Below are 23,758 nucleotides of genomic sequence, written 5' to 3' on the forward strand. Positions count from 1 at the left end.
CCATGACGGACCGTCAGCTGCGGCCCGGCGGCTTCGTGCTGGGGCTGCCCCTCCGGCTGCTGCTCAGCGTCGCGGTCGTCCTCGCGAACTTCGGCGGGGCGGCCGTGGTGTTCGTGCTGGCCGCGTGGGTGGTGCCGGACGGGCGGGTCGCCGACCCCGGACAGGTCCGCCTGGTCAACATCGCCGTGTTCGCGGGGTACCTGGTCGTCGTCACCCCGCTGGGCCTGGCGGTCGGGCGGGCGCTGTTCCGGCTCGGGGGGCGCAGCGCGCGGGTCGACCCGGCCCGGCGCGCGCGGCGCCTGGTGCTCTACGGGCCGCTGCGGCTCGTCGTGGTGCTCGCCTTCTTCTGGGCCGGCGCCGTCGTGCTGTTCGTGCTGCTCAACCTGCAGTTCTCCGCCCGGCTCGCCTTCTCGGTCGCGGCCACGATCACGATCGGCGGGATCGCCACCTGCTCGTTGTCCTACCTGCTCGGCGAGCGGATCCTGCGCGGGCCGGCGTCGGTCGTCCTGGCCGGGGTGCCCCCGCGCAGCCGGGCGCTGCCCGGGGTGCTGCTGCGCCCGGTGCTGTTCTGGGCCCTGGGCACGGCGGTGCCGGTGTTCGGCCTGCTGCTCGCGGGCACGACCGCGTTGATGTTCCAGGACGTCACCGTCGACCGGCTGGCCGTGATGATCCTCGGGATCGGCGCCGCCGCCCTCTTCGCCGGCCTGCTCACCACCATCGGCTCCGCCCGCTCGACCGCCGATCCCGTCATCGCGGTGCGGCGCGCGATGCAGCGGGTGGAGAAGGGCGAGCTCGACGTCTCCGTTCCCGTCTACGACCACACCGAGCTCGGCCGGCTGCAGGCCGGGTTCAACACGATGGTCGAGGGGCTGCGCGAGCGGGAGCGGATCCGGGACCTGTTCGGCCGCCACGTCGGCGAGGAGGTCGCGCGGGCCGCCGCCGCGTCGGACGACGTCGAGCTCGGCGGCGAGGTCCGGTGCGTCGCCGTGCTGTTCGTCGACCTCGTCGGCTCCACCGCGATGGCCACCGAGCGCCCACCCTCCGAGGTCGTCGAGGTGCTCAACGCGTTCTTCGCGGTCGTCGTCGGCGTGGTGGAGGAGCACGGCGGCTGGATCAACAAGTTCGAGGGCGACGCCGCGCTCGCCGTGTTCGGCGCGCCGGTCTCCCTCGACGACCCGGCCGGCTGCGCCCTGGCCGCCGCCCGGGCGTTGGCCGGACGGCTCGCCGAGGAGATGCCGGAGCTGGCCGCGGGGATCGGCGTGTCCGCGGGCGACGCCGTGGCCGGCAACGTCGGCGACCCGCGGCGCTACGAGTACACCGTGATCGGCGATCCGGTGAACGAGGCCGCCCGGCTCACCGACCTGGCCAAGTCGCACGGCGGGATCGCCGCCTCCGGCGCCGCCGTCTCCCTCGCGGAGCCCGAGGAGGCGCGCCGCTGGGAGATCGGCGAGCCCGTCGTGCTCCGCGGGCGCGGGATGGCCACGGACATCGCGGTGCCACGCAGCTCCGAGCCGGTCGTCAGCGCCGACTGACCTCACGGCACCCCACGCCACGCCCGTGCGACGCACGCTCCGCCGCACGGGCGTCAGCCGGTGTTCTTCATCCCCGCCGCGATGCCGTTGATGGTGAGCAGCAGGGCGCGTTCGAGGTCGGGATCGTCTCCACCGTCGGCACCGCCCCGGCGGCGGCGCTGGTCGAGCAGCTCGACCTGCAGGTGGTGCAGCGGCTCGAGGTAGCCGTTGCGCACGGCGAGGGTGTTGCGCAGCACCGGGTGCCGGTCGAGCAGCACCGGGCCGCCCGTCAGCGCCAGCACCTCACGCAGCGTGCGCGCGTGCTCGGCCCGGATCAGCTCGAACAGCCCCTGCTGCGCGGGATCGACGAGCGTCGAGACGTAGTAGGAGGCGATCCGCAGGTCCGTCTTGGCCAGCGTCATCTCGACGTTGCCGAGCAGGTTCGAGAAGAAGGCCCACTCGCGCATCTCGTCGAGGACCTCGCCGTGGCCCGCGTCGCGCGCCGCCTTCAGCCCGCTGCCCAGGCCGTACCACCCGGGCACGACCATCCGGGTCTGCGTCCAGCCGAAGACCCACGGGATCGCCCGCAGATCGTCGAGGGAGGGGGTGCCCTTGCCCGGGCGCTTCGACGGCCGCGACCCGACGTTGAGCCGGCCCAGCTCGTCGACCGGGGTGGCCGCGGTGAAGAACTCCGGCAGCGCCGGGTCGCCGACCAGCTCGCGGTAGGCCTTCTTGCCGGCCTCGGACACGCACGTCATGACCTCGTCCCAGCGGGCCAGGGTCTCGTCCGGCCACCGCGAGGCCTTGTGCAGCACGCTCGCGTCGAGCATCGAGGCGAGCAGGATCTCCAGGTTGTCGTGGGCCAGCGTCGGCAGCGAGTACTTGTCGGAGATGACCTCGCCCTGCTCGGTGAGCTTCATCGTGGCGTCGACCGAGCCGTAGGGCGCCGACGCGATCGCCTCGCCCGCCGGCCCGCCGCCGCGCCCGACCGACCCGCCGCGGCCGTGGAAGAGCCGCAGCCGCACGCCGTGCTTCGCGGCGACGTCGCGCAGCTGCCGCTGAGCCCGGTGGATCTCCCACTGCGAGCTGGTGATGCCGGCGCCCTTGTTGGAGTCCGAGTAGCCCAGCATGATCTCCTGCAGGTCACCGCGGTTGCGTACCTGCCGCCGGTAGCCCGGGTCGGACAGCAGCCCCTCGAGCAGCGGGCCCGCCCGGGACAGCTCCTCGACCGTCTCGAACAGCGGCACCAGGTCCACCGAGGAGCGCGGGTCGGTGCGCAGCTCCACCATGTACGACTCGCGGGCGAGGACGGCGACGGCGAGCAGGTCGTCGACGTCCTGCGCCATCGACACGATGTACGTCCGGGCCACCTCCGGACCGAAGTCGTGTTGGACCTCGTGCAGCATGTCGAAGGTCGCGATCACCGGGGCGGCCGCCTCGGGCACGCCGTAGTGCCGGCGGATCAGCGGCCGGTGCCCCTGCAGCTCCGTGGACAGGAGGGCGCGGCGCTCCTCGCGGGTCAGCTCGGCGTACGGCTTGTCCAGCTCGCCCAGCTCGTCGTAGATCGCGCCGAGGGCGTCGTGGTGCTTCTGGCTGTGCTCGCGGATGTCGAGCTCGGCCAGGTGCAGGCCGAGCGCCCGGGCGGCCCGCAGCGCGCGGGCGAGCGTGCCGTCGGCGATCCGGCCGCCGAGGTGCCCGCGCAGCGAGCGGTCCAGCACGCCCAGGTCGGCGACGTAGTCCGCCACGCCCAGGTAGTCCCGCCCGGCGACGTGGGTGCCCCGGTCCGCGATCCGGGCACGGGTGTTCTCCAGCCGGGCCTTGACGTAGCTCAGGTGCAGCCGGTACGGCTCGTGGGCGTTGAGCCGGATGAACCGGTCGTGGACCTCGGGGAGCGCGCGCCGGTCGCGGGCCAGCGTGCCGCGCAGCTCCTCGGACACCCCCATCACCCGGGTCGAGATCGACAGCTCCTGGATCAGCCGCTCCACGAGCGAGCCGTGGATCCGCAGCGCGCGGTCCGAGTACAGCTCCAGGACCTCGCGGGTCACCTCGGGCGTGACGTTCGGGTTGCCGTCCCGGTCGCCGCCGACCCAGCACCCCAGGCTCAACGGCCGCGGGTCCGGCGGGACCTCGAAGCCGTGCGCGCGCACCTCGGACTCGAACTCACCGACCAGGTCCGGCACGGTGCGGGTGCCGAGCTGCTCCATGAACCAGGCGACGCCGCGGGCCTCGTCGGTCACGGTGGGCTTGCCGGGCCGGATCTCATCGGTCTGCCAGAGCAGGTCGACGAGGGCGCCCAGCTCGTCGTCGGACGCGCCGTGGTCGAGGCCCTCGGCCACCCGCCGGAGGACGGCGAGCACGGACTGCCGCGAGGACTCGGTGGGGTGCGCGGTGAACACCGGCCGCAGCTGGGCCCGGGCCAGCACCTCCTGCACCGCGCCGCGATCCGCCTCGGCCGCCAGCCGCTCCAGGACGGTGTGCAGCGGGCGGCGGTCGGTCGGGCGCAGGCTGCGCAGCTCGCGGGAGCGGTGCAGCTGCTCGGCCACGTTGGCCAGCTGGAAGTACTGCGAGAAGGCCCGGGCCAGGACGACGGCGGTGCCGGTGTCGAGGCCGGACAGCCGGCGGGTGACGGCGTCCGGGTCGCCGCCCTCCCCGCCCGCTTCCCGGGCGAGCTTGCGGACCTCCTCCACCAGCTCCAGCACCTCGTCGCCGGCCTGCAGCGCGACGGTCCGGCCGAGCATCGTCGAGAGCCGGCGGATGTCGGCGCGCAGGGCGCTGTGCTCGGTCTCGGAGACGACGCCGGAGTGGGCGGCCAGGGAGTCCGGGGCGTGGAGTTCGGTGCGGTGGGCGCGCGCGGTCACCGTGCTGGGGCTCCGTTCACAGGGTTCGGGCCGCTCGCGGCAGCGGGAACGGCGGGACTGGCCGCCATCGTCGTCCTCGCGCGCCGGCGGGGCCATCGCTGGGGGAGGCCCGTAACCCGGCGTTGACACGGCTGTGCGCGGTGAGTGGTGCTCCGGCACCACTCACCGCGCACGGTCGGCGGAGTGGATCAGCTGGGAACGGCGTCGAGGTCCGTGGCCAGCAGGTCGGCCAGGGCGTCGAGCGAGGTCTCGCCCTGGGCGTCGTCGGAGCTGGTCAGGACGACCTCCTCACCGGAGGCCACGCCGAGCCCCAGCACCGAGAGGATGCTGCGGGCGTCGACCGGGCCGCGGTCCCCCGCGGCGATGGTGACCTTCGCGGGCTGCTGCCCGGCGGCCTTGCAGAACAGGTTGGCGGGGCGGGCGTGCAGCCCCACGGACGATCCGACGGTGACGCGGCGCTCGGCCATGGTGGTCTCCTTCGACTCTCAGGCGTGGGCGGCGGCGCGGGGCGCCGGCGCGGACTCGGTGGTGGTGGCGGATCTCCGCTGGCCCGCCGACTTCAGGAGGATCACGAGGGCCGCCGAGACGAGCGTCCCGGCCACGATCGCGATCAGGTAGCCGATCGGGTTGCCGATCAGCGGGACCACGAAGATGCCGCCGTGCGGGGCCCGCAGCGTGGACCCGAAGGCCATCGACAGGGCACCGGTGACCGCGGACCCGGCCATGATCGACGGGATGACGCGGAACGGGTCGGCCGCGGCGAACGGGATGGCACCCTCGGTGATGAAGGAGATCCCGAGCAGCCAGGCGGCCCGGCCGTTCTCCCGCTCGGCCTCGGTGAACAGCTTCTTGCGCACGGTGGAGGCGAGGGCGAGGGCCAGCGGCGGGGTCATGCCCGCGGCCATGACCGCGGCCATGATCAGCAGCGCGGTCTGCGAGTTGGTCGACAGCCCGGCGACGGCGAAGGCGTACGCGGCCTTGTTGACCGGGCCGCCCATGTCGAAGGCCATCATCGCGCCGAGCAGGGCCCCGAGCAGGACCGCGTTGCTGCCGGAGAGGCTGTTCAACCAGTCGGTCAGCCCGGTGGTGACGGCGGCCAGCGGCTGCCCGATCACCACGAACATGATCCCGCCGATGACCGCCGTGCCGACCAGCGGCAGCACCAGCACCGGCATGATCCCGGCCAGCGCCTTGGGCGCCCGCCACTTCTTCATCCAGAAGATCAGCCCGCCGGCCAGCAGGCCGGAGACCAGGCCGCCCAGGAACCCGGCGTGGGTCTGCACGGCGACCAGGCCGCCGACGAAGCCGGGCACGAGCGCGGGCCGGTCGGCGATCGCGTAGGCGATGAAGCCGGACAGGACCGGCACGAGCAGGCCGAACGCCAGCGACCCGAGCTGGAACAGCAGCGCCGCCCAGCTGAGGTGCGAGGTCCAGGAGAAGCTCTGGGTGACCGAGGGTGCGTCGGAGATCTGGTAGCCGCCGAGGGCGAAGCCCAGGGCGATGAGCAGGCCGCCGGCGGCGACGAACGGGATGACGTACGAGACGCCGGTCATCAGCCAGCCGCGGACCTTCGACCCGGCCCCGGGGCCGCTCTGCTTGACCGCGAGCTGCGGCTCGGCCGGTGCGGCGGACCCGGTGGCGCCCTTCGGCGCCGCCTCCGCGGCGGCGACGGCCTGCTCGATCAGCCCCGCGGCCCCGCCGATCGCCTTCTTCACCCCGGCGGTCACCGTGGGCAGGTGGGCGAAGCGGTCCTTGTCCCGGACCTCGACGTCGGCCGCGAGGATGATCGCGTCGGCCTCCGCGAGCTGCTCCGGGGTGAACGGGGTGGAGCCGGCCGAGCCCTGCGTCTCGACGACGATCTCGTGCCCGGCCTCCTCCGCCGCGACCTCGAGGGCCTCGGCGGCCATGTAGGTGTGCGCGATGCCCGTCGGGCACGCGGTGACGGCCAGCAGCTTCACGCGCCGACCTCCTTCCGGATGTAGTCGGCGACGTGCCCGGCGTCGGTCGCGCCGAGGAGCTCGTCCTTGAACGCCTTGCGGACCAGCCGGCGGGCCAGCGCGGCCAGCACCGTCATGTGGTCGGTGTCGCCGCCCTCGGGGGCGGCGATCATGAAGACGAGCCGGGCGGGCCCGTCCTCGGCGCCGAAGTCGACGCCCGCGGTGCTGCGCCCGAACGCGAGGCTCGGCGCGGTCACGGCGGCGGACCGGCAGTGCGGGATGCCGATCCCGCCCTCCAGTCCGGTCGGCATCTGCTGCTCACGGGCCTCGATGTCGGCGAGGAACTGCGTCAGGTCGGTGACCCGGCCCGCCTTCTGCAGCCGCTCGGCCAGCGCCCCCACCGCGGCACGGCGGTTCGCGGACGGGAGGTCGAGGTCGACGAGATCGGCGGTGATCAGGGCGGACTGCGGCTCGGTCATGCGGCATCTCCGATGAGGACGAGGTCGGCGTGCGGGACTCCGACGCGGACGTCGGCGAGCGGGAGCTCGTGGGGGCCGGGCATCTCGCTGCCCGGCAGGCGACAGGCCGCGGCTCCGTAGGCCACGGCACGGGCGAGGGCGTCCGGCCCGACGCCCCCCGCGGCCAGGAACCCGGCCAGGGTGGCGTCGCCGGCGCCGACCGTGCTGCGCACGGTCACGGGCGGGGTGGCGGCGTGGTACTCGCCGGACTCCTCGACCAGCACGGCGCCGCCCGCGCCTAGGCTGACCAGGACCGCGCCGACACCGGCGGCGCGGAGCTCACGGGCCGCGGCGAGGACGTCGCCGAGGCTGGCGAGGGGCCGGCCGACCAGCTCGGCCAGCTCCTCGTGGTTGGGCTTGACCAGGTCCGGCCGCGCCGCGACGGCGGCGGCGAGCGGGGCCCCGCTGGTGTCCACGGCGGTGCGGGTGCCCGCGCGCCGGACGAGGGTGGCGTGGAAGTCGGCGGGCATGCCCTCGGGCAGCGATCCGCAGGTCACCAGCCAGTCGGCGCCGCGGGCGCGGGCCACGGCCTGCTCGGTGAGCTCCTCGACCTCCTCGGGCGTGAGCACCGGCCCGCTCTCGTTGATCTTCGTCGTGGTGCCGTCGGGCTCCACGAGCGTGATGTTGGAGCGGGTGGCGCCGTGGATGGGCACGGTGAGGGCCGGGACGCCCAGGGCGTCGAGCAGGCCGTTGAGCCGACCGCCCGGGGCACGGCCCGAGGGCAGCACCGCGAGCGCGTCGACGCCGGCGCGGGTGAGGGCGCGGGCGACGTTCACGCCCTTGCCGCCCGGGTCCAGCCGCCCGGACAGGGCGCGGTGCACCTCGCCGCGGACCAGCCCGGTCAGTTCGACGGTCCGGTCGAGGCTGGGGTTGGGGGTGACGGTGACGATCACGGCTTCACCTCCTCGTGAAGTCGGTGGACGGGTGGGGTCAGGCCCGCACGACGCGGGGGCCGGCGGCCTCGATGGCCGCGGTGGCGGCGTCGTCGAGCCCGGTGTCGGTGACCACGGCGTCGACCTGGTCCAGCCGCGCGAAGCGGACGAACTGGTCGGTGCCGTACTTCGCGGCGTCGGCCACCACGACGGCGCGGCGGGCGGCGGCGATCATGGCGCGCTTGGCGGCGGCCTCGGCCGGGTCGGGCGTGGTGAGCCCGCGCTCGGCGGAGAAGCCGTTGGTGCCGACGAACGCGACGTCGACGGTGAGGGTGGCGAGGGTGTCGGTCATCCAGTCGTCGACCGCCGCCATGGTGGTGCCGCGGACGCGCCCGCCGAGCAGCCGGAGCACGACATTGGGCCGGGTGGCGAGCATCGAGGCGATCGGCAGCGAGTTGGTGACGACGGTCAGCTCGCGGTCGGTCGGCAGCACCGAGGCGAGGCGGGCGGTGGTGGTGCCCGCGTCGAGCAGCACGGTCAGGCAGCCCTCGAGCTCGGCGAGCGCGGCCTTGGCGATGCGCTCCTTCTCCGGGCCGGCCACGGTGTCGCGCAGGCCGATGGCGGGCTCGAAGTCGAGGCGGTCGGCGGGGATGGCGCCGCCGTGCACCCGGCGGACGAGGCCCTGGCGCTCCAGGGTGCCGAGGTCCCGGCGGATCGTCTCCGGCGTGACCTGCAGCTCCTCGGCCACGGCACCGACGTCGACCCGTCCCGCGTCGCGGGTTCGGGTGAGCAACCACTGCTGACGCTCCGCTGCGTACATCTTCGTTCGCTCCCGAGTCGGTGCCCGTATCTGCTTGCTTGTTTCCGAGTATGTGGGTTTTACTGGTGTTCGTCAACGGGTCACGCCGAAGTCATCCGAACGGATCGAGGGAGTTCGCAATGCAGCTGAACGGCATCCCTGCCAGTCCCGGACGTGCGGGAGGGCGCGTCGTGCGCGTCGCCGACGCCCCCGGCGAGCCCCCGGTCGGGCCCGTTCCCACCGATCCGGACATCGAAGCGGGCAGGATCGGACCCGCGATGGAGCTCGTCTCCGCCCGCCTGCAGGCGCGGGCCGACGTCGCGACGGGCGACGCGAGGGACGTCCTCGAGGCGACGATCACGATGGTCGGCGACCCCGCGCTCCTGGAGAACGCCGAGAACCTGGTGCGCGAGGGCGGCCGGCCCGCGCCGCGCGCGGTCTGGGAGGCCGCGAATACCTTCGCCGACATGCTCGCCGCCATGGGCGGCTACATGGGCGAGCGGGCGACCGACGTCCGCGACGTCCGGGACCGCATCGTCGCCGAGCTGCAGGGCCTGCCCGCGCCGGGCGTGGCCGACCTGGCCGAGCCCGCGGTCCTCGTCGCCGCCGACCTCGCCCCCGCCGACACCGCCGGCCTGCGCCCGGGCATCGCGCTCGCGCTGGTGACCGAGCAGGGCGGGCCGACCAGCCACACCGCGATCCTCGCCCGCTCGCTCGGCATCCCCGCCGTCGTCGGCTGCGCGGGGGCGCGGCAGCTCGCCGACGGCGGGTTCGTCGTGGTCGACGGCGGCGCCGGCTCCGTCGACGAGGTCGGCTCGGCCGCGGAGGCGGCCGTCGCCGCGGAGGCGGTCGCCGCGGTCGAGTGGGACGGCGTCGGCCGCACCGCCGACGGGCACCTCGTCCCGCTGCTGGCCAACGTCGGCGACGCGCCCGGCGCGACCGCGGCGGTGGAGCGGAAGGCGCAGGGGGTGGGCCTGTTCCGGACCGAGCTCGCGTTCCTCTCCGCGACCGAGGAGCCCTCGGAGAAGCGCCAGCGCGAGGTCTACGACGGCGTGCTGGGCGCCTTCGCCGGCAGGCCCGTGACCGCCCGGACGCTCGACGCCGGGGCCGACAAGCCGTTGCCCTTCCTGACCCTGGAGGGCGAGCCCAACCCGGCCCTCGGGGTGCGCGGCCTGCGGATCGCGCGGGTGGCCGGGGTCGGCGCCGACGTCCTGGAGCGCCAGCTCGCCGGGCTGGCCGCGGCGGCGAAGGAGACCGGCGCGGAGCTGAAGGTGATGGCGCCCATGGTCGCCACCGCGGAGGAGGCGCGCTTCTTCGTGCAGCGCTGCCGGGCGCACGGGATCACCAGCGCGGGCGTGATGATCGAGATCCCGGCGGCGGTGCTGGTCGCGCGGGAGATCATGGCCGAGGTGGACTTCGTGTCCGTGGGCACCAACGACCTGGCCCAGTACCTGTTCGCCGCGGACCGCCAGTCCGGCCCGGTCGCCGCGCTCAACGACCCGTGGCAGCCCGCGCTGCTCCGGCTGATCCGGATGCTCGGCGAGGCCTCCGCGCAGACGGGCGTGCCGGTCGGGGTGTGCGGCGAGGCCGCGGCCGATCCCGCGCTCGCGCCGGTGCTGGTGGGCCTCGGCGTCGCGACGCTCTCGATGGGCGCCGGCGCACTCGCCGCCGTCGGTGCCTCGCTCGCGGGCCTCACCCTGGAGGAGTGCCGGGCGATGGCCGCGGCCGCCTGCGCCGCGCCCGACCCGACGGCCGCGCGTCGGGCCGTGCGCGCCTAGCAGCGCGGTCCCTGCTCGCCGGTCAGCGCGGGTGCTTGCGTGGACGGCCGGGGCGGCGCTTCACGGGCACGACCACGCCCTCCTGGAAGATCTCGCCGCCCCACACGCCCCACGGCTCGCGCCGGCGCAGGGCCCCGGCCAGGCACTCGGCCCGCATGGGGCAGCCGCGGCAGGCGACCTTGGCGCGGTCGAGGTCGGCGGGGTCGTCGGCGAACCAGAGCCCGGCGCCGGGTCCGTGGCACGGCAGCTCGGCGGCGACGAGATCCGCGGGCCCGGCTGCCCTCCCCTCGGCAGCCGGCCCCGCGAGTACGCCCGCGATCGTCCTCACCTGCGTGCACCCCCACGATCGCCGGCCCTCCGGCCCCCCGGCCGGAGCTGCCACTGCGCCCGCCGTCCTCCCCCCGGCCGGTGGGCCCGGGCGCGCACCGGTCGAGCGACGCCTCCCGAACGGCCCACCGGCCACCGCGATCGGTGACGAGGGGCGCAGCAGCACGGGAACCACCCTGCCGCCTGCTGCGTGTGCGCGGATCCGGAGAAAGTCCCCATCCGGCTCGCCGGAACCCCTAGGGGTCCCGGCTGCGGATCCCGGTTGTGTAGCGTACCCACCTCTCTCTGACTCCGTCCGGCGGTCGAATGTGACGGTCCTGGCCGAAAAAGTCGTCGCCCGGGCCGGCCGGCGATCGCGGGTGCGGCGTCGGTCGCCGGTGCCGACGGCCGGTCCATGATCACCGACCGGGACCGTTCGCGGCCGGGTGTGGCCGTCATCGGCACTGGTCGGCGATCACGGGCACGCCAGGGTCACGCTGAGTTTCGGGGATGGCGCTCCGGGCACGGGCGCCCGGGAGGGCCGCTGCTGGGCATGATCGCCGTTTCGGACCCTTCACGGCCGGATGTGGCCGTCAACGGTCCCGAACGGTGATCACGGGCACTGCTCGAACGGCTCCGGCAGGCGATCACGGGCGGAAGATCCCGGCTAGGTCTGGCCGGGCTTGCGGCCCCACGCGATCCGCGTCCCTTTCGGACCGTTCGGCTCGGGCTGCTCTGATCACCACACCGTCGGCCGTCCATGAGGTCGTCGGAGAGCGGCGCGGGCGATAGCGTCGACGGCATGGTCGATCACGACGCTTCGCCCGCTGCCCTCGTCACCGGCGGGGGCAGCGGTATCGGCCGCGCCACCGTCTCCCGGCTGCGCGCCGCGGGCTGGTCGGTGCTGCTCGCCGACCTCAACGCGGAGACCGGCCCGCGCGCGGCCACCGAGCTCGGCACGGCCTTCGAGCGGGTCGACGTGGCGGAGGAGGCGCAGGTCGAGGCCGCGGTCGCGCGCTGTGTCGCCGAGTACGGCCGGATCGACGCCGTGGTCAACAACGCCGGCGTGGGCGGGGCGTTCGGTGCGCTCACCGACATCGACGTCGCCGACTGGGACTACACCTTCGCGGTACTGGCCCGCGGCGTCTTCCTCGGCGTCAAGCACGGCGCGCGGGCGATGCGGGCAGCCGGGGGCGGCGGGGCGATCGTCAACGTCGCGTCGATCGCGGCGTACGGCGGCGGGGCCGGCCCGCAGGCCTACTCCGCGGCCAAGGCGGCGGTGCTGAACCTGACCCGGGTTGCGGCCGTCGAGCTGGCGGAGGACCGGATCCGCGTCAACGCCGTGTGTCCGGGCGTGATCGCGACGCCGCTGGTCGGGCGGGATCCGGCGCGCGCCCTCGACGGGGTGCAGCCGTGGCCGGAGGTGGGGCGACCCGAGGACGTCGCCGAGGTGATCGCGTTCCTGTGCGGCGGGGGCGCGCGGTTCGTGACCGGCGAGGAGATCACGGTCGACGGCGGGCTCACCGCCGCCGGCCCCCGCATCCACGCGGCCTACGGCGGCGACCCCCGCACCCGGGGGCTCACCGGCGTGAACCGCGGGACGACGGGCGAACCCCCGACCATCCGCTCGGGCCGCTGACGGTCGGCGACCTGGTCCCCAGGAGCAGCCCGATGATCACCGGTTCGGACCGCTCCCGGCCGTGAGTGGCGGTGAGGTGTCCGGAACGCTGATCACGGCCCGCTGGCGTCCGCGCGCCGAGATCGCTGTTCGGCTGCACCGGCGGTGCCTCGAGGAGCCGTGAGTGCATTCTTCGCCGAGGCCGCCGGATAGGGCTTCCGCTGCGCGTCGGGCATGATCGCTGTCTCCGTGCGCTCACGGTTCCGTGGGAGGCCGTGGGTGCAGCGGTTCGGCGATCATGGTTCGTCGGTCGGCATGGGGTCGTTGTTCTCGTGCACTGACGGTTCCGTGGAGCGCCGTGAGGGCAGGGGTTCGATGATCATGATTGGGCGCTCGGCGGCACACCGGCGTCGGAGCGCGGCACATCAGCTCGGGCGGGTGTACGAGGTGCCGGGGCCATGTGTGAGCGGCGCGGTGTCGAGCGGTGAGAGCCGCTGCGGCGTGATTGCTGTCGTTGTGCGCCGACGGTTCCGTGGGAGGCCGTGGGTGCAGCGGATCGGCGGTCATGGTTCGTCGGTCGGCATGGGGTCGTTGTTCTCGTGCACTGACGGTTCCGTGGAGCGCCGTGAGCGCAGCGGATCGGTGATCATGGTCGTCGGTCGGCAGCACAGGGAGCAGTGCGCGGCACATCAGCTCGAGCCGGCGTGCGAGGTGCCGGAGGTGGGGGCGAGCGCGTCGAAGGCGCTCAGGCGGTGACCGCCGCCTGTCCCAGCGCCTCGGTGAGCAGCGCGCGGACGTGTGCGCTCTCGGCGGTGTAGTAGATGAACGTGCCCTCGCGCCGGCCCTCGACGAGCCCGGCGAGCCGCAGCTTGGCCAGGTGCTGACTGACCGCCGTGGGGGCCGCCCCGACCAGCTCCGCGAGGCAGGCCACCGAGGTCTCACCCTGCAGCAGGGCCCAGAGGATCTTGATGCGGGTGGGGTCGGCGAGCAGTCGCAGCGAGTCGGCCGCCCGGCGCACCTCCTGCTCGGACGGCATCGCGAAGTCGGGGATGCCCTCGTGCACGCCGCGAGTCTAGCGAACATCTGAGCGGCCGTGCAGGTGTCCGGCTCACTTCCCATCTGCGTGCGTATCTTCGTGCATGCGCAGGTATGTTCTCAGGCATGCTGTCCCTGCCCGAGGTGCGGAGCGCCGCGCTGGCCCTGCTCTTCTTCGCCGCCGCCGTGCCCGCCGACCTGCTCGGCGCACCGTGGCCGCTCGTCGCCCTGCTCTACGCCGCCTGCTACGTCACGGGCGGCTGGGAGCCGGCGTGGTCCGGGCTGCAGGCGCTGCGCGAGCGGACCCTCGACGTCGACCTGCTGATGATCGTCGCGGCGCTCGGTGCCGCCGCGATCGGCCAGCACCTCGACGGCGCGCTGCTGATCGTGATCTTCGCGAGCTCGGGCGCGCTGGAGGCGGTGATGACGGCGCGTACCCGCGCGAGCATCACCGGACTCCTCGACCTCGCGCCGGAGACCGCCCACCGGATCGCCGACGGCGGGGAGCAGCAGGTCCGGGCGGCGGACCTCGAGGTCGGCGACGAGGTCGTCGTGCGGCCGGGGGAGAAGATCCCCGCCGACGGCACGGTCCTCGACGGGGCCACCGAGGTCGACGCCTCCACCCTCACCGGCGAGCCGCTGCCGGTCCGCCGCGGCCGCGGCGACCAGGTGTTCGCGGGCACGCTCAACGGCACCGGGACGGTGCGCGTGCGGGTCGACCGGGACCCGGCGGAGACGGTGGTGGCCGGGATCGCCGCGCAGGTCGAACGCGCGGCCGAGACGAAGTCGCGCCGGCAGCTGTTCGTCGAGCGGGTCGAGCAGCGCTACTCGGTGGTGGTCGTGGTGGCCGCGCTCGCGCTGCTCGTCGTGCCGCTGCTCGCCGGCGCCGACTTCCGCGACACCCTGCTCCGCGCCATGACCTTCATGATCGTCGCGTCGCCGTGCGCGGTGGTGCTCGCGACCATGCCGCCGCTCCTCGCCGCGGTCGCCGTGGCGGGCCGGCGGGGGGTGCTGCTCAAGGACGCCGGCGTGGTCGAGGCGCTGGCCGAGGTCGACGCGGTCGCCCTGGACAAGACCGGCACCGTGACCCGCGGGCGCCCCGAGGTCCGCGCCGTCGAGCCCCTCGACGGCCGCTCCGCCGACGACCTGCTCGCCCTCGCCGCCGCGGTGGAGCAGGGCTCGGAGCACGTGCTGGGGCGCGCGGTCGTCGCCGAGGCGCGCCGCTGCAACCTGCGCCTCCCCGAGGTCCGCGCCTTCGCCGCGCTGCCCGGCGAGGGTGTGCGAGCGGTGCTGGCTCCCGCCGTGATCAAGGGGAAAGCGGGCCCCGACGGGCGCTCCACGGCCCGATCTGCCCTTGATCACGGTGCGATGGGGTCCGCCCGGGAGCACGCAGGGCCCGGATCGGCTCGTGAGCACGGCAGGTTCGCTCCCGCCGTGATCAAGGGGAAAGCGGGCCCCGAGGACACGGGCGGGCCCCGGTCTGCCCTTGATCACGGGGAGATGAGGTCCGTCCGGGATCACGCTGCGCCCCGTTCCGCTCTTGATCACAGGGAGCGGGCGGCGGTCGTCACGGTCGGGCGGCCCGCCGGGGACGAGGTGCGGGAGCGGGTCGCCGCGGCGGAGCGCGAGGGACACACCGCAGTCGTGGTCCGCGTCGACGACGTCCCGGTCGGCCTGCTCGTGCTCGCCGACGAGGTCCGCCCCGGCGCTGCCGAGGCGGTCGCGGCCGTCGGCCGGGCCGTCGCCCCGCCCGTCCTGCTCACCGGCGACGCCGTCGGGCCGGCCCGACGGGTCGGCGAGCGGATCGGGGTCGGCGAGGTCCGGGCCGGGCTGCTGCCCGCCGACAAGGCCGTGGCCGTCGAGGAGCTCGAGCGCGGCGGCCGGCGCGTGCTCGCCGCCGGCGACGGCCTCAACGACGCCCCATTGCTGGCGACCGCGCACGTCGGGCTGGCCGTCGGCGAGGGCGCCGGCACGCTGTCGGTCGAGGCGGCCGACGGCGTCCTGCTGCGCGACCCGCTCGGCGCCCTCGCCCCGCTGGCCGCGCTGGCCCGTCGGGCCCGCCGGGTCGCGCGGGCCAATCTGGCCTTCGCCGCGGTCGTCATCGCCGGGCTGGTGACCTGGGACCTGGTCGGCACGCTGCCGCTGGCCCTCGGCGTGGCCGGCCACGAGCTCTCCACGGTGCTCGTGTGCCTGAACGGCCTGCGCCTGCTGCTCCGGCCGGGCTGGCCGGCGTCAGAGCGCGGTGAGCGCCGTGAGCGCCATGCGGCGGAGCAGCCCGGCGACCTCGTCGGGAGCCGCGCGTGAGCCGCTGTGCGGGGTCGAGTTGAGCAGGCCGAACGTGCCGTGCGCGGCCACCCGGGCGGCGTCGGGGTCGAGCCCGGGGTGCAGCCGGCGCAGCGTGTCGACCCAGATCTCGACGTAGGTGCGCTGCAGCCGGCGCACCCGGCGCCGGTCGCCCTCGGGCAGGTTGTCGAGGTCGCGGTCCTGCACCACGATCAGCTCCGGCTCGCGCAGCGCGAAGTCCAGCTGGAAGTCGACGAGCGCGGCCAGCACCTCCTGCGGCTCGCCCGTCGACCGTTCCCGCCCGCCGGCGAGCAGCCGCTCGCTGATGTCCACGAGCAGTTCGGCGAGGAGCGCCTCCTTGCCCGGGAAGTGCCGGTAGAGCGCCGGCCCGCTGATCCCGACGGCGGCACCCAGCTCGGCGATGCTCACCCCGTGGAAGCCGTGCCGGGCGAAGAGGACGGCGGCGGTGCGCAGGATCTGCTCCCGCCGGGAGGGTGCGTTGTCGACCCGCGGCGCCGCCATCGGGCCAGCGTAGCGCCTCCGGGTTAACGTCCGCTAACCACTCGGGCCGAAAGGCCATGTCCCGACGGTGCATGTCTCAGCCTCGGCACAGGACGCCCCACCTACCCTGGTTCGCATGGCCCGCGACCCGGACCCGGACCCCGACGCGGGGTCCGGTGCTGCTCGGGAGCGGTCGTCGGGACCGTTCCCGGGGCTGCGGGACCGCCTGCGCGCGCGGCTCGGCGTCCGGACGACCACGGCACTGGCCGCGGCGCTCACCGTCGGGGTCGTGCTGCTGGTGGCCGGGGCGATCCTGGTGCTCGGGCTGAACGCGCTGCTGCGGATGCAGCTGGTCGACACCGCCACCCAGCAGGCGACCCAGCTCGGCGAACGGGTCGCCGCGAACTTCGCCGACACCCACGACGTCAAGCGCAACGCCGTCCAGGCCACCGGCAAGCGCACCGACCTGGTCGAGGTGGTCACCGACTACAACAACGACCCCGACCAGCCGCCGGACGTCCAGAACATCGGCTCCTCCGACCCGTTGCCGCAGTACCCGCTGATGGCCGACGCGCAGGCGGCGCCCGACGACGTCGAGGTCGTCGACTCCACCTGGATCACGCTGAACGACGGCAAGCAGGAGGAGGTGCTCGTCGTCGCGAAGGGCTACGAGTTCCCGCCCACCGGCCAGCCCTTCTGGGTCCTCGCCGCCCAGCCCCTGGACTTCCTGCACCGGGCCGTCAACACGGTGCTGGCGATGGTGCTGGTCGGCATCCCGGTGCTGGTGGTGCTGGTCGGCGGCTTCACCTACTTCTTCGCCGGCCGTGCCCTGCGTCCCGTCGAGGCGATGCGGGCGCGGGTGGCGCGCATGACCGACCGGGACCTCGGTACCCGCGTGCCCGTCCCGCCGGCGCGCGACGAGGTCGGGCGCCTCGCCGAGACGATGAACCAGATGCTCGGCCGACTGGAGAGCGCGCAGAAGAACCAGCGCCGGTTCGTCGCCGACGCGAGCCACGAGCTGCGCAGCCCGCTCGCCACGATCGCATCCGGGCTGGAGCTGCTGGCCGGGACCGTGGACGAGTCCGACGCGTCGACCGTCACGACCCTGCGCGGCGAGGCCGGCCGCCTGAACCGGCTGGTCGACGGGCTGCTCCTGCTCGCCCGTTCCGACGAGCGCGGGCTGCAGCCGAAGCGGGAGGACGTCGACCTCGACGAGATCGTGGAGGCCGAGCGCGGCCGCCCGTCCGACGTCGGCGGGGTCGCCCCCGAGGTGCGCGCCGAGCCCGTCCGGGTCTCCGGGGACCGGGCGCAGCTGGTCCGCGCGGTGCGGAACCTGGTCGACAACGCGCGCCGGCACGCCGGCTCGCGGGTACTGGTCACGCTGCGGGCCGAGGGTCCCGACGCGGTGGTCGAGGTGGCCGACGACGGCCCCGGCGTCCCGCCCGAGGAGCGCGACCGGGTCTTCGAGCGGTTCGTGCGGCTCGACGAGGCCCGTGCCCGGTCCGACGGCGGTGCGGGGCTCGGGCTCGCGATCGTCCGGGAGATCGTCGCGGTGCACCACGGCAGCGTCGAGGTGCTGGACTCGCCGCTCGGGGGGGCGCTGTTCCGGCTGCGCCTGCCCCGTACCGAGACCCCGGCCGAGCCCGGCCCGGAGGACATGCCCGACACGTCCGAGCTACCCGAGGCCGGTGAGCTGAAGGACGACCGCCCGACCGGCCCGTTGCCCCTCCTCGCCCCGCCGACCGGCGAGCGGGAGACGTCGCCGGTCGGTGAGCAGGAGACCGCACCGGTGCCGAGCGAGCCGGACACGCGGCCGGTCCCCACCGGCCCGCGCCCGTCCCCCGGCCCGCGCCCGTCCCCCGGCCCGCGGGAGCGGGAGACCGCGCCGGTGCGGCGGGAGCACGAGGCCACGCCGGTGTCGCGGGAGCAGGAGACCGCGCCGGTGCCCCGGCCGTCGCCGGTCCCGCGAGGTCGCGAGGAGGACGAGCGGCTCCGGCCCGTGGCCTCGGTCCCGATCCGGCTCGGCGACGCGCTCTCGCCGGCCGACGTCAACCCGACGACGCCGATCCCGGTCGTCCGGCCGCCGGCGCGCTGATCAGGCGGGCTCCGCCATCCGGTAGCCCACGCCGCGCAGCGTCTCGATCGTCTGGGTGCCGAAGGGGGCGTCGATCTTCTTGCGGACGTACCCCACGTAGACCTCGACGACGTTGACCTCGCCCTCGTAGTGGGCGTCCCACACCGAGCGCAGGATGTCGGTCTTGGTCACGACCTCGCCCGCGTGCCGCATGAGGTGCTCGAGCACCCCGAACTCGCGCGGGGTCAGGGTGATCTCGGTGGCGCCGCGGTGCACCCGGTGCCGGGCCGGGTCCAGCGTCAGATCGCCGACGGACAGCACGGTCGGCCGGGCGTCGCCGGCGCGGCGCTGCAGGGCGCGCAGCCGGGCCAGCAGCACGACGAACGAGAAGGGCTTGGTGAGGTAGTCGTCGGCGCCCAGGTCGAACGCGTCGGCCTCGTCGTACTCGCCGTCCTTGGCGGTGAGCATCAGCACCGGGGTCCACACGCCCGCGGCCCGCAGCTGTTGCAGGATCCGGTACCCGGACAGTCCGGGGAGCATGATGTCGAGGATGACGACGTCGTATCCCCCCTGGACCGCGGCGTCCAGGCCCGTGGGGCCGTCGTGCCGGACCTCGACCGCGTGGCCCTCGCGGGCCAGCCCGCGGCGGACCATCTCGGCCAGCGGGCGTTCGTCCTCCACCAGCAGCAGGCGCACGAGGAGCACCGTAGGGGCCGCGGCTGTGACGTTCCTGAGCGGACCGGCACAGTCACATCGGCGGCGGGGACTGGCGCTCGGTGTTAACGAGCGCTAACCTAGTTAACGATCGCTAACCGATCCGACGAGGGACGGCAGATGCAGGAAGTGGCGAGGCGGGCCGGGGCGGCAGCCCCGGTGCTGGGCAGCAGGGTCGATCCGGGTGCCGAGCAGTTCGCGCGGAACGCGGAGTCGCACCGGTCGCTGGTGGCGGACCTGAACGCGCAGCTGGCGGTGGCGCGGTTGGGTGGCCCGGAGCGGTCGCGGGCGCGGCACGTGGAGCGGGGCAAGTTGTTGCCGCGGGACCGGGTGGACTCGCTGGTGGATCCGGGCTCGCCGTTCCTGGAGCTCTCGCCGCTGGCGGCGCACGGGCTCTACGACGGGGACGCGCCGGCCGCGGGAATGATCACCGGGGTCGGGCGGGTCGCGGGCCGGGAGTGCGTGATCGTGGCCAACGACGCCACGGTCAAGGGCGGCACCTACTACCCGATGACGGTGAAGAAGCACCTGCGGGCGCAGGAGGTGGCGCTGCACAACCGGTTGCCGTGCGTGTACCTGGTGGACTCGGGTGGGGCGTACCTGCCGGCGCAGGACGAGGTGTTCCCGGACCGGGAGCACTTCGGGCGGATCTTCTACAACCAGGCGCAGATGTCGGGGCTGGGGATCCCGCAGATCGCGGCGGTGCTGGGCTCGTGCACCGCGGGCGGGGCGTACGTGCCGGCCATGTCCGACGAGGCGGTGATCGTCCGCAACCAGGGGACGATCTTTTTGGGCGGTCCGCCGCTGGTGAAGGCCGCGACCGGCGAGGTCGTCACGGCCGAGGAGCTCGGCGGCGGGGACCTGCACTCCAAGATCTCCGGGGTCACCGACCATCTCGCGAACGACGACGCGCACGCGTTGCGGATCGTCCGGTCGATCGTCGGGACGCTCGGGCCGCGGGTGCCGGCGCCGTGGGAGCGGGAGCCGACCGAGGCGCCGGTGGTGGACCCGGGCGAGCTGTACGGGGCGGTGCCGACGGACTCCCGGATCCCCTACGACGTGCGTGAGGTGATCGCGCGGGTGGTGGACGGGTCGCGGTTTCACGAGTTCAAGGCCGAGTACGGGACCACGCTGGTCACGGGCTTCGCGCACATCCACGGCCACCCGGTGGGGATCATCGCGAACAACGGGATCCTGTTCTCCGAGTCGGCGATGAAGGGTGCGCACTTCATCGAGCTGTGCGACCAGCGGGGGATCCCGCTGGTGTTCCTGCAGAACATCACCGGGTTCATGGTCGGGCGGGAGTACGAGGCCGGCGGGATCGCCCGCAACGGCGCCAAGCTGGTCACCGCGGTGGCCTCGACCCGGGTGCCGAAGCTGACCGTGGTGATCGGCGGGTCCTTCGGGGCGGGGAACTACGCGATGTGCGGGCGGGCCTACTCGCCGCGGTTCTTGTTCATGTGGCCCAACGCCCGGATCTCGGTCATGGGCGGCGAGCAGGCCGCCACCGTGCTCGGCACGGTCGGGTCCGGCGCGGGCAACGGTTCTGGGAACGGCTCTGACGCGGCGGCGCGGGAGGAGCTCAAGGAGCGGATCCGAGCCCAGTACGAGACGCAGGGTCATCCCTACTACTCCACCGCCCGGATCTGGGACGACGGCGTGATCGACCCCGCCGACACCCGCACGGTCCTGGGCCTGTCGCTGTCCGTGGCCGCGAACGCCCCGCTGGGCGAGCCGGCCTTCGGCGTCTTCCGGATGTGAGTGCCATGTTCTCGACAGTTCTGGTCGCCAACCGCGGGGAGATCGCGGTCCGCGTCATCCGCACCCTGCGCAGCCTCGGCATCCGGTCGGTGGCCGTGTACTCCGACGCGGACGCGGGGGCCCCGCACGTCGCCGCGGCGGACGTGGCGGTGCGGCTGGGCCCGGCGGCGGCGTCGGAGTCCTATCTGGCGATCGACACTGTGATCGAGGCGGCGAAGGCCACCGGGGCGCAGGCCATCCACCCCGGCTACGGCTTCCTCTCCGAGAACACCGCGTTCGCCGCGGCGTGCGAGGCGGCGGGGATCGTGTTCGTCGGCCCGCCGTCGTCGGCGATCGAGGCGATGGGCGACAAGATCCGTGCCAAGCAGACCGTGGCCAAGGCCGGGGTGCCGGTGGTCCCGGGCTCCGACGGCGTCGGGCTCTCGGATGCGGATCTGGCCCTGGCCGTGGAGCAGGTGGGGTTCCCGGTGCTGCTCAAGCCCTCCGCCGGGGGCGGCGGGAAGGGCATGCGCGAGGTGCATCGGGCCGAGGACCTGGCCGACGCGATCGCGAGCGCGCGCCGGGAGGCGCGCGGCTCGTTCGGCGACGACACCCTGCTGGTCGAGCGGCTGATCACCACCCCGCGCCACATCGAGATCCAGGTGCTGGCCGACACGCACGGCAACGTGGTGCACCTGGGCGAGCGGGAGTGCTCGCTACAGCGCCGCCACCAGAAGATCGTCGAGGAGGCGCCCTCGCCGCTGCTGACCCCGGCGCAGCGCGAGGCGATGGGCCGCGCGGCCTGCGAGGCCGCCCGCGCCTGCGGGTACGTCGGCGCGGGCACCGTGGAGTTCATCGTCGGGGGCGACCGCCCGGGTGAGTTCTTCTTCATGGAGATGAACACCCGGCTGCAGGTCGAGCACCCGGTGACCGAACAGGTCTACGGGGTCGACCTGGTCGAGGCGCAGCTGCGGGTGGCCGCGGGCGAGCGGGCGCCGTGGCCGGGCGAACTGGTCCCGCGCGGGCACGCGATCGAGGTCCGGGTCTACGCCGAGGACCCGGCCGCGGGCTTTTTGCCCACCGGCGGGCGGATCCTGGCGCTGCGCGAGCCGGCCGGGTTGCCCGGGGTGCGGGTGGACTCCGGGATCGCCGCGGGCGGGCTGGTCGGCTCGGACTACGACCCGATGCTGTCGAAGATCATCGCGTACGGGGCGGACCGGGCCGAGGCGCTGCGCCGGCTCGACGCCGCGCTGGGCGAGACGGTGCTGCTCGGGCTGGGCACCAACATCGGGTTCCTGCGCGCGCTGCTGGCCGACCCGGACGTGCGCGCCGGCGATCTGGACACCGGCCTGGTCGGGCGCCGGATCGACGCGCTGAGCAGCCAGGACCTGCCGGCCGACGTCGTCGGGGTGGCCACCGGGCTGGCCCTGCTCGACCTGGAGCCCCCCGCCCCGGGCGCCGGGGAGATCGTCGACCCGTTCGACGTGCCCGGAGGTTGGCGGATCGGCGGGCCGGCCTGGACCACCCGGCGGCTGGTCGTGGCCGGGCACGACCCGGTCGAGGTCCGCACCCGCGGCCGGGCCGGCGACGCCGAGCTCTCGGTCGACGGCGGCGAGCCCTTCCGCACCACCACCCGGGCCGTCACCGGGCTCGCGGGCACCGGCGTCACGCACTCCCAGGGCGGGGTGACCAGGGCCTACGCCGTCGCCCGGGACGCGGCGGCGGTGCACTGGATCGGACGCGACGGCCTGGCCTGGGCCGTGCGCGAACAGGAGGCCCTCGAGGCCGCGGCCGAGCAGGCCGCCGCCGGGGCGGGCGGGCCCGTGCTCTCCCCGATGCCCGGCACCGTGGCCGTCGTCGAGGTCACCGAGGGCCAGCAGGTCACGGCCGGGCAGACGCTCGTCGTGGTCGAGGCCATGAAGATGGAACACGTGCTCACCGCCCCCGTCGACGGCACGGTCCGCGAGCTGCGGGCCCGCACCGGCGGGACGGTCGCCAAGGACGCCGTCCTCCTCGTCGTCGAGGCGGAGGCAGAAGGAGACACAGATGGATCTTGAGCTGTCCGAGGAGCACGCGGCACTGCGGGCGACCGTCGAGGACTTCGCGCAGAAGGAGGTCGCCCCGGTCATCGGGGAGTTCTACGAGCGCGGCGAGTTCCCGTACGCCCTCGTGCGCAAGATGGGCGCGATGGGCCTGTTCGGCCTGCCCGTCGCGGAGGAGCACGGCGGCATGGGCGGCGACTACTTCGCCCTCTGCCTGGCCCTCGAGGAGCTGGCGAGGGTCGACTCCTCCGTGGCGATCACGCTCGAGGCCGGCGTCTCGCTGGGGGCGATGCCGATCACCCGGTTCGGCAGCGACGAGCAGAAGGCGAAGTGGCTGCCGCAGCTCGCCGCGGGCGAGAAGCTCGGCGCGTTCGGGCTGACCGAGCCCGGCGGCGGCTCCGACGCCGGCGCCACCCGCACCACCGCCAAGCTCGACGGCGACGAGTGGGTGATCAACGGGTCGAAGTGCTTCATCACCAACTCCGGCACCGACATCACCGAGATCGTGACGGTCACCGCGGTGACCGGCGAGCGGGACGGCAAGAAGGAGATCTCCGCGATCGTCGTCCCGTCCGGGACGCCCGGGTTCACGGTGAGCGAGAAGTACTCCAAGGTCGGCTGGTCGGCGTCGGACACGCGGGAGCTGTTCTTCGACGACGTCCGGGTGCCGGCGGAGAACCTGCTCGGCGAGCGCGGCCGCGGCTACGCCCAGTTCCTGTCCATCCTGGACGAGGGGCGCATCGCGATCGCCGCGCTGTCGGTCGGGCTGGCACAGGGCTGCGTCGACGAGTCGCTGCGCTACGCCCACGAGCGCGAGGCCTTCGGCCACCCGATCGGCCACTACCAGGCGATCCAGTTCAAGATCGCCGACATGGAGGTGCGGGCGCACACCGCGCGGCTCGCCTACTACGCGGCGGCGGCGAAGATGCTCAAGGGCGAGCCGTTCAAGAAGGAGGCCGCCATCGCGAAGCTGGTGTCCTCCAACGCCGCGATGGACAACGCCCGGGACGCCACGCAGATCTTCGGCGGCTACGGCTTCATGAACGAGTACCCGGTCGGCCGCTTCTACCGGGACGCGAAGATCCTGGAGATCGGCGAGGGGACCTCCGAGGTCCAGCGCATGTTGATCGCCCGGCACCTGGGCCTGTAGGAGCGCGTCCGGGACGCGGTAG

Annotated in this window: 18 protein-coding genes; 8 read left to right on the forward strand and 10 right to left on the reverse strand. The window is 74.4% G+C overall.

Features of this window, described 5'->3' with window-relative positions:
• The first annotated feature begins 2 nt into the window (after window positions 1-2).
• On the forward strand, window positions 3-1,532 hold the full coding sequence (locus tag LWC33_RS14365) for an adenylate/guanylate cyclase domain-containing protein (RefSeq protein ID WP_233304869.1): 1,530 nt from the start codon (window positions 3-5) through the stop codon (window positions 1,530-1,532).
• A gap of 53 nt (window positions 1,533-1,585) precedes the next feature.
• Here LWC33_RS14365 and ppc read toward each other — a convergent pair whose 3' ends face one another.
• From ppc to LWC33_RS14395, 6 genes are all read right to left on the reverse strand, one after another.
• The gene (ppc, locus tag LWC33_RS14370; protein WP_233304870.1) at window positions 1,586-4,369 is read right to left on the reverse strand and encodes a phosphoenolpyruvate carboxylase; all 2,784 of its coding nucleotides are present in this window, start codon (window positions 4,367-4,369) and stop codon (window positions 1,586-1,588) included.
• Window positions 4,370-4,557: 188 nt separating this feature from the next.
• Entirely contained in the window at window positions 4,558-4,836 is a 279-nt protein-coding gene (locus LWC33_RS14375) for an HPr family phosphocarrier protein (RefSeq protein WP_233304871.1), read from the reverse strand.
• An 18-nt stretch (window positions 4,837-4,854) separates the two neighbouring features.
• A complete protein-coding gene (locus LWC33_RS14380) occupies window positions 4,855-6,327 on the reverse strand; it encodes a PTS fructose transporter subunit IIC (protein ID WP_233304872.1) in 1,473 nt (490 codons plus the stop codon).
• A complete protein-coding gene (locus LWC33_RS14385; protein WP_233304873.1) occupies window positions 6,324-6,785 on the reverse strand; it encodes a PTS sugar transporter subunit IIA in 462 nt (153 codons plus the stop codon). Before LWC33_RS14385 ends, LWC33_RS14380 begins: the two co-directional genes overlap by 4 nt.
• Window positions 6,782-7,717, reverse strand: a complete 936-nt coding sequence (gene pfkB / locus LWC33_RS14390; RefSeq protein ID WP_233304874.1) for a 1-phosphofructokinase — start codon at window positions 7,715-7,717, stop codon at window positions 6,782-6,784. Before pfkB ends, LWC33_RS14385 begins: the two co-directional genes overlap by 4 nt.
• Window positions 7,718-7,754: 37 nt before the next feature.
• On the reverse strand, window positions 7,755-8,516 hold the full coding sequence (locus tag LWC33_RS14395; RefSeq protein ID WP_233304875.1) for a DeoR/GlpR family DNA-binding transcription regulator: 762 nt from the start codon (window positions 8,514-8,516) through the stop codon (window positions 7,755-7,757).
• Window positions 8,517-8,635: 119 nt separating this feature from the next.
• Here LWC33_RS14395 and ptsP point away from each other — a divergent pair, with 119 nt between their 5' ends.
• Entirely contained in the window at window positions 8,636-10,273 is a 1,638-nt protein-coding gene (gene ptsP / locus LWC33_RS14400) for a phosphoenolpyruvate--protein phosphotransferase (protein WP_233304876.1), read from the forward strand.
• Between the two features lie 22 nt (window positions 10,274-10,295).
• On the opposite strand, the gene LWC33_RS14405 is transcribed toward ptsP, so the two are convergent.
• Window positions 10,296-10,601, reverse strand: a complete 306-nt coding sequence (locus LWC33_RS14405) for a WhiB family transcriptional regulator (protein ID WP_372476609.1) — start codon at window positions 10,599-10,601, stop codon at window positions 10,296-10,298.
• Between the two features lie 780 nt (window positions 10,602-11,381).
• Here LWC33_RS14405 and LWC33_RS14410 point away from each other — a divergent pair.
• On the forward strand, window positions 11,382-12,218 hold the full coding sequence (locus tag LWC33_RS14410; RefSeq protein WP_233304877.1) for an SDR family NAD(P)-dependent oxidoreductase: 837 nt from the start codon (window positions 11,382-11,384) through the stop codon (window positions 12,216-12,218).
• A gap of 724 nt (window positions 12,219-12,942) precedes the next feature.
• Here LWC33_RS14410 and LWC33_RS14415 read toward each other — a convergent pair.
• The gene (locus tag LWC33_RS14415) at window positions 12,943-13,260 is read right to left on the reverse strand and encodes an ArsR/SmtB family transcription factor (protein ID WP_233304878.1); all 318 of its coding nucleotides are present in this window, start codon (window positions 13,258-13,260) and stop codon (window positions 12,943-12,945) included.
• A gap of 98 nt (window positions 13,261-13,358) precedes the next feature.
• Here LWC33_RS14415 and LWC33_RS14420 point away from each other — a divergent pair, with 98 nt between their 5' ends.
• Window positions 13,359-15,536, forward strand: coding sequence for an HAD-IC family P-type ATPase (locus tag LWC33_RS14420; RefSeq protein WP_233304879.1), 2,178 nt, complete (start codon window positions 13,359-13,361; stop codon window positions 15,534-15,536).
• On the opposite strand, the gene LWC33_RS14425 is transcribed toward LWC33_RS14420, so the two are convergent.
• The gene (locus LWC33_RS14425; RefSeq protein ID WP_233304880.1) at window positions 15,465-16,037 is read right to left on the reverse strand and encodes an SACE_7040 family transcriptional regulator; all 573 of its coding nucleotides are present in this window, start codon (window positions 16,035-16,037) and stop codon (window positions 15,465-15,467) included. The genes LWC33_RS14420 and LWC33_RS14425 overlap by 72 nt on opposite strands.
• A gap of 115 nt (window positions 16,038-16,152) precedes the next feature.
• Here LWC33_RS14425 and LWC33_RS14430 point away from each other — a divergent pair, with 115 nt between their 5' ends.
• Entirely contained in the window at window positions 16,153-18,111 is a 1,959-nt protein-coding gene (locus LWC33_RS14430; protein ID WP_233304881.1) for a sensor histidine kinase, read from the forward strand.
• Here the strand turns inward: LWC33_RS14430 and LWC33_RS14435 are convergent, their stop codons facing one another.
• Window positions 18,112-18,786 (reverse strand): response regulator transcription factor, encoded by a 675-nt coding sequence (locus tag LWC33_RS14435; RefSeq protein ID WP_233304882.1) that lies wholly within the window; start codon window positions 18,784-18,786, stop codon window positions 18,112-18,114. It lies immediately after the preceding gene.
• A gap of 138 nt (window positions 18,787-18,924) precedes the next feature.
• On the opposite strand from LWC33_RS14435, the gene LWC33_RS14440 reads away from it, so the two are divergent.
• Genes LWC33_RS14440 through LWC33_RS14450 form a run of 3 tightly spaced genes read left to right on the forward strand, consistent with a single transcriptional unit; the run spans window position 18,925 to window position 23,736 of the window.
• Window positions 18,925-20,565 (forward strand): carboxyl transferase domain-containing protein, encoded by a 1,641-nt coding sequence (locus tag LWC33_RS14440; RefSeq protein WP_233304883.1) that lies wholly within the window; start codon window positions 18,925-18,927, stop codon window positions 20,563-20,565.
• Window positions 20,566-20,570: 5 nt separating this feature from the next.
• Window positions 20,571-22,601 carry an acetyl/propionyl/methylcrotonyl-CoA carboxylase subunit alpha gene (locus LWC33_RS14445; RefSeq protein ID WP_233304884.1) on the forward strand — a complete coding sequence of 677 codons (2,031 nt, stop codon included), beginning with the start codon at window positions 20,571-20,573 and terminating at the stop codon, window positions 22,599-22,601.
• Window positions 22,591-23,736, forward strand: coding sequence for an acyl-CoA dehydrogenase family protein (locus tag LWC33_RS14450; RefSeq protein WP_233304885.1), 1,146 nt, complete (start codon window positions 22,591-22,593; stop codon window positions 23,734-23,736). Before LWC33_RS14445 ends, LWC33_RS14450 begins: the two co-directional genes overlap by 11 nt.
• The last annotated feature ends 22 nt before the right edge of the window (window positions 23,737-23,758 follow it).

It is taken from the genome of Pseudonocardia terrae (genome assembly GCF_021343995.1).
Classification (GTDB): Bacteria; Actinomycetota; Actinomycetes; order Mycobacteriales; family Pseudonocardiaceae; genus Pseudonocardia; species Pseudonocardia terrae.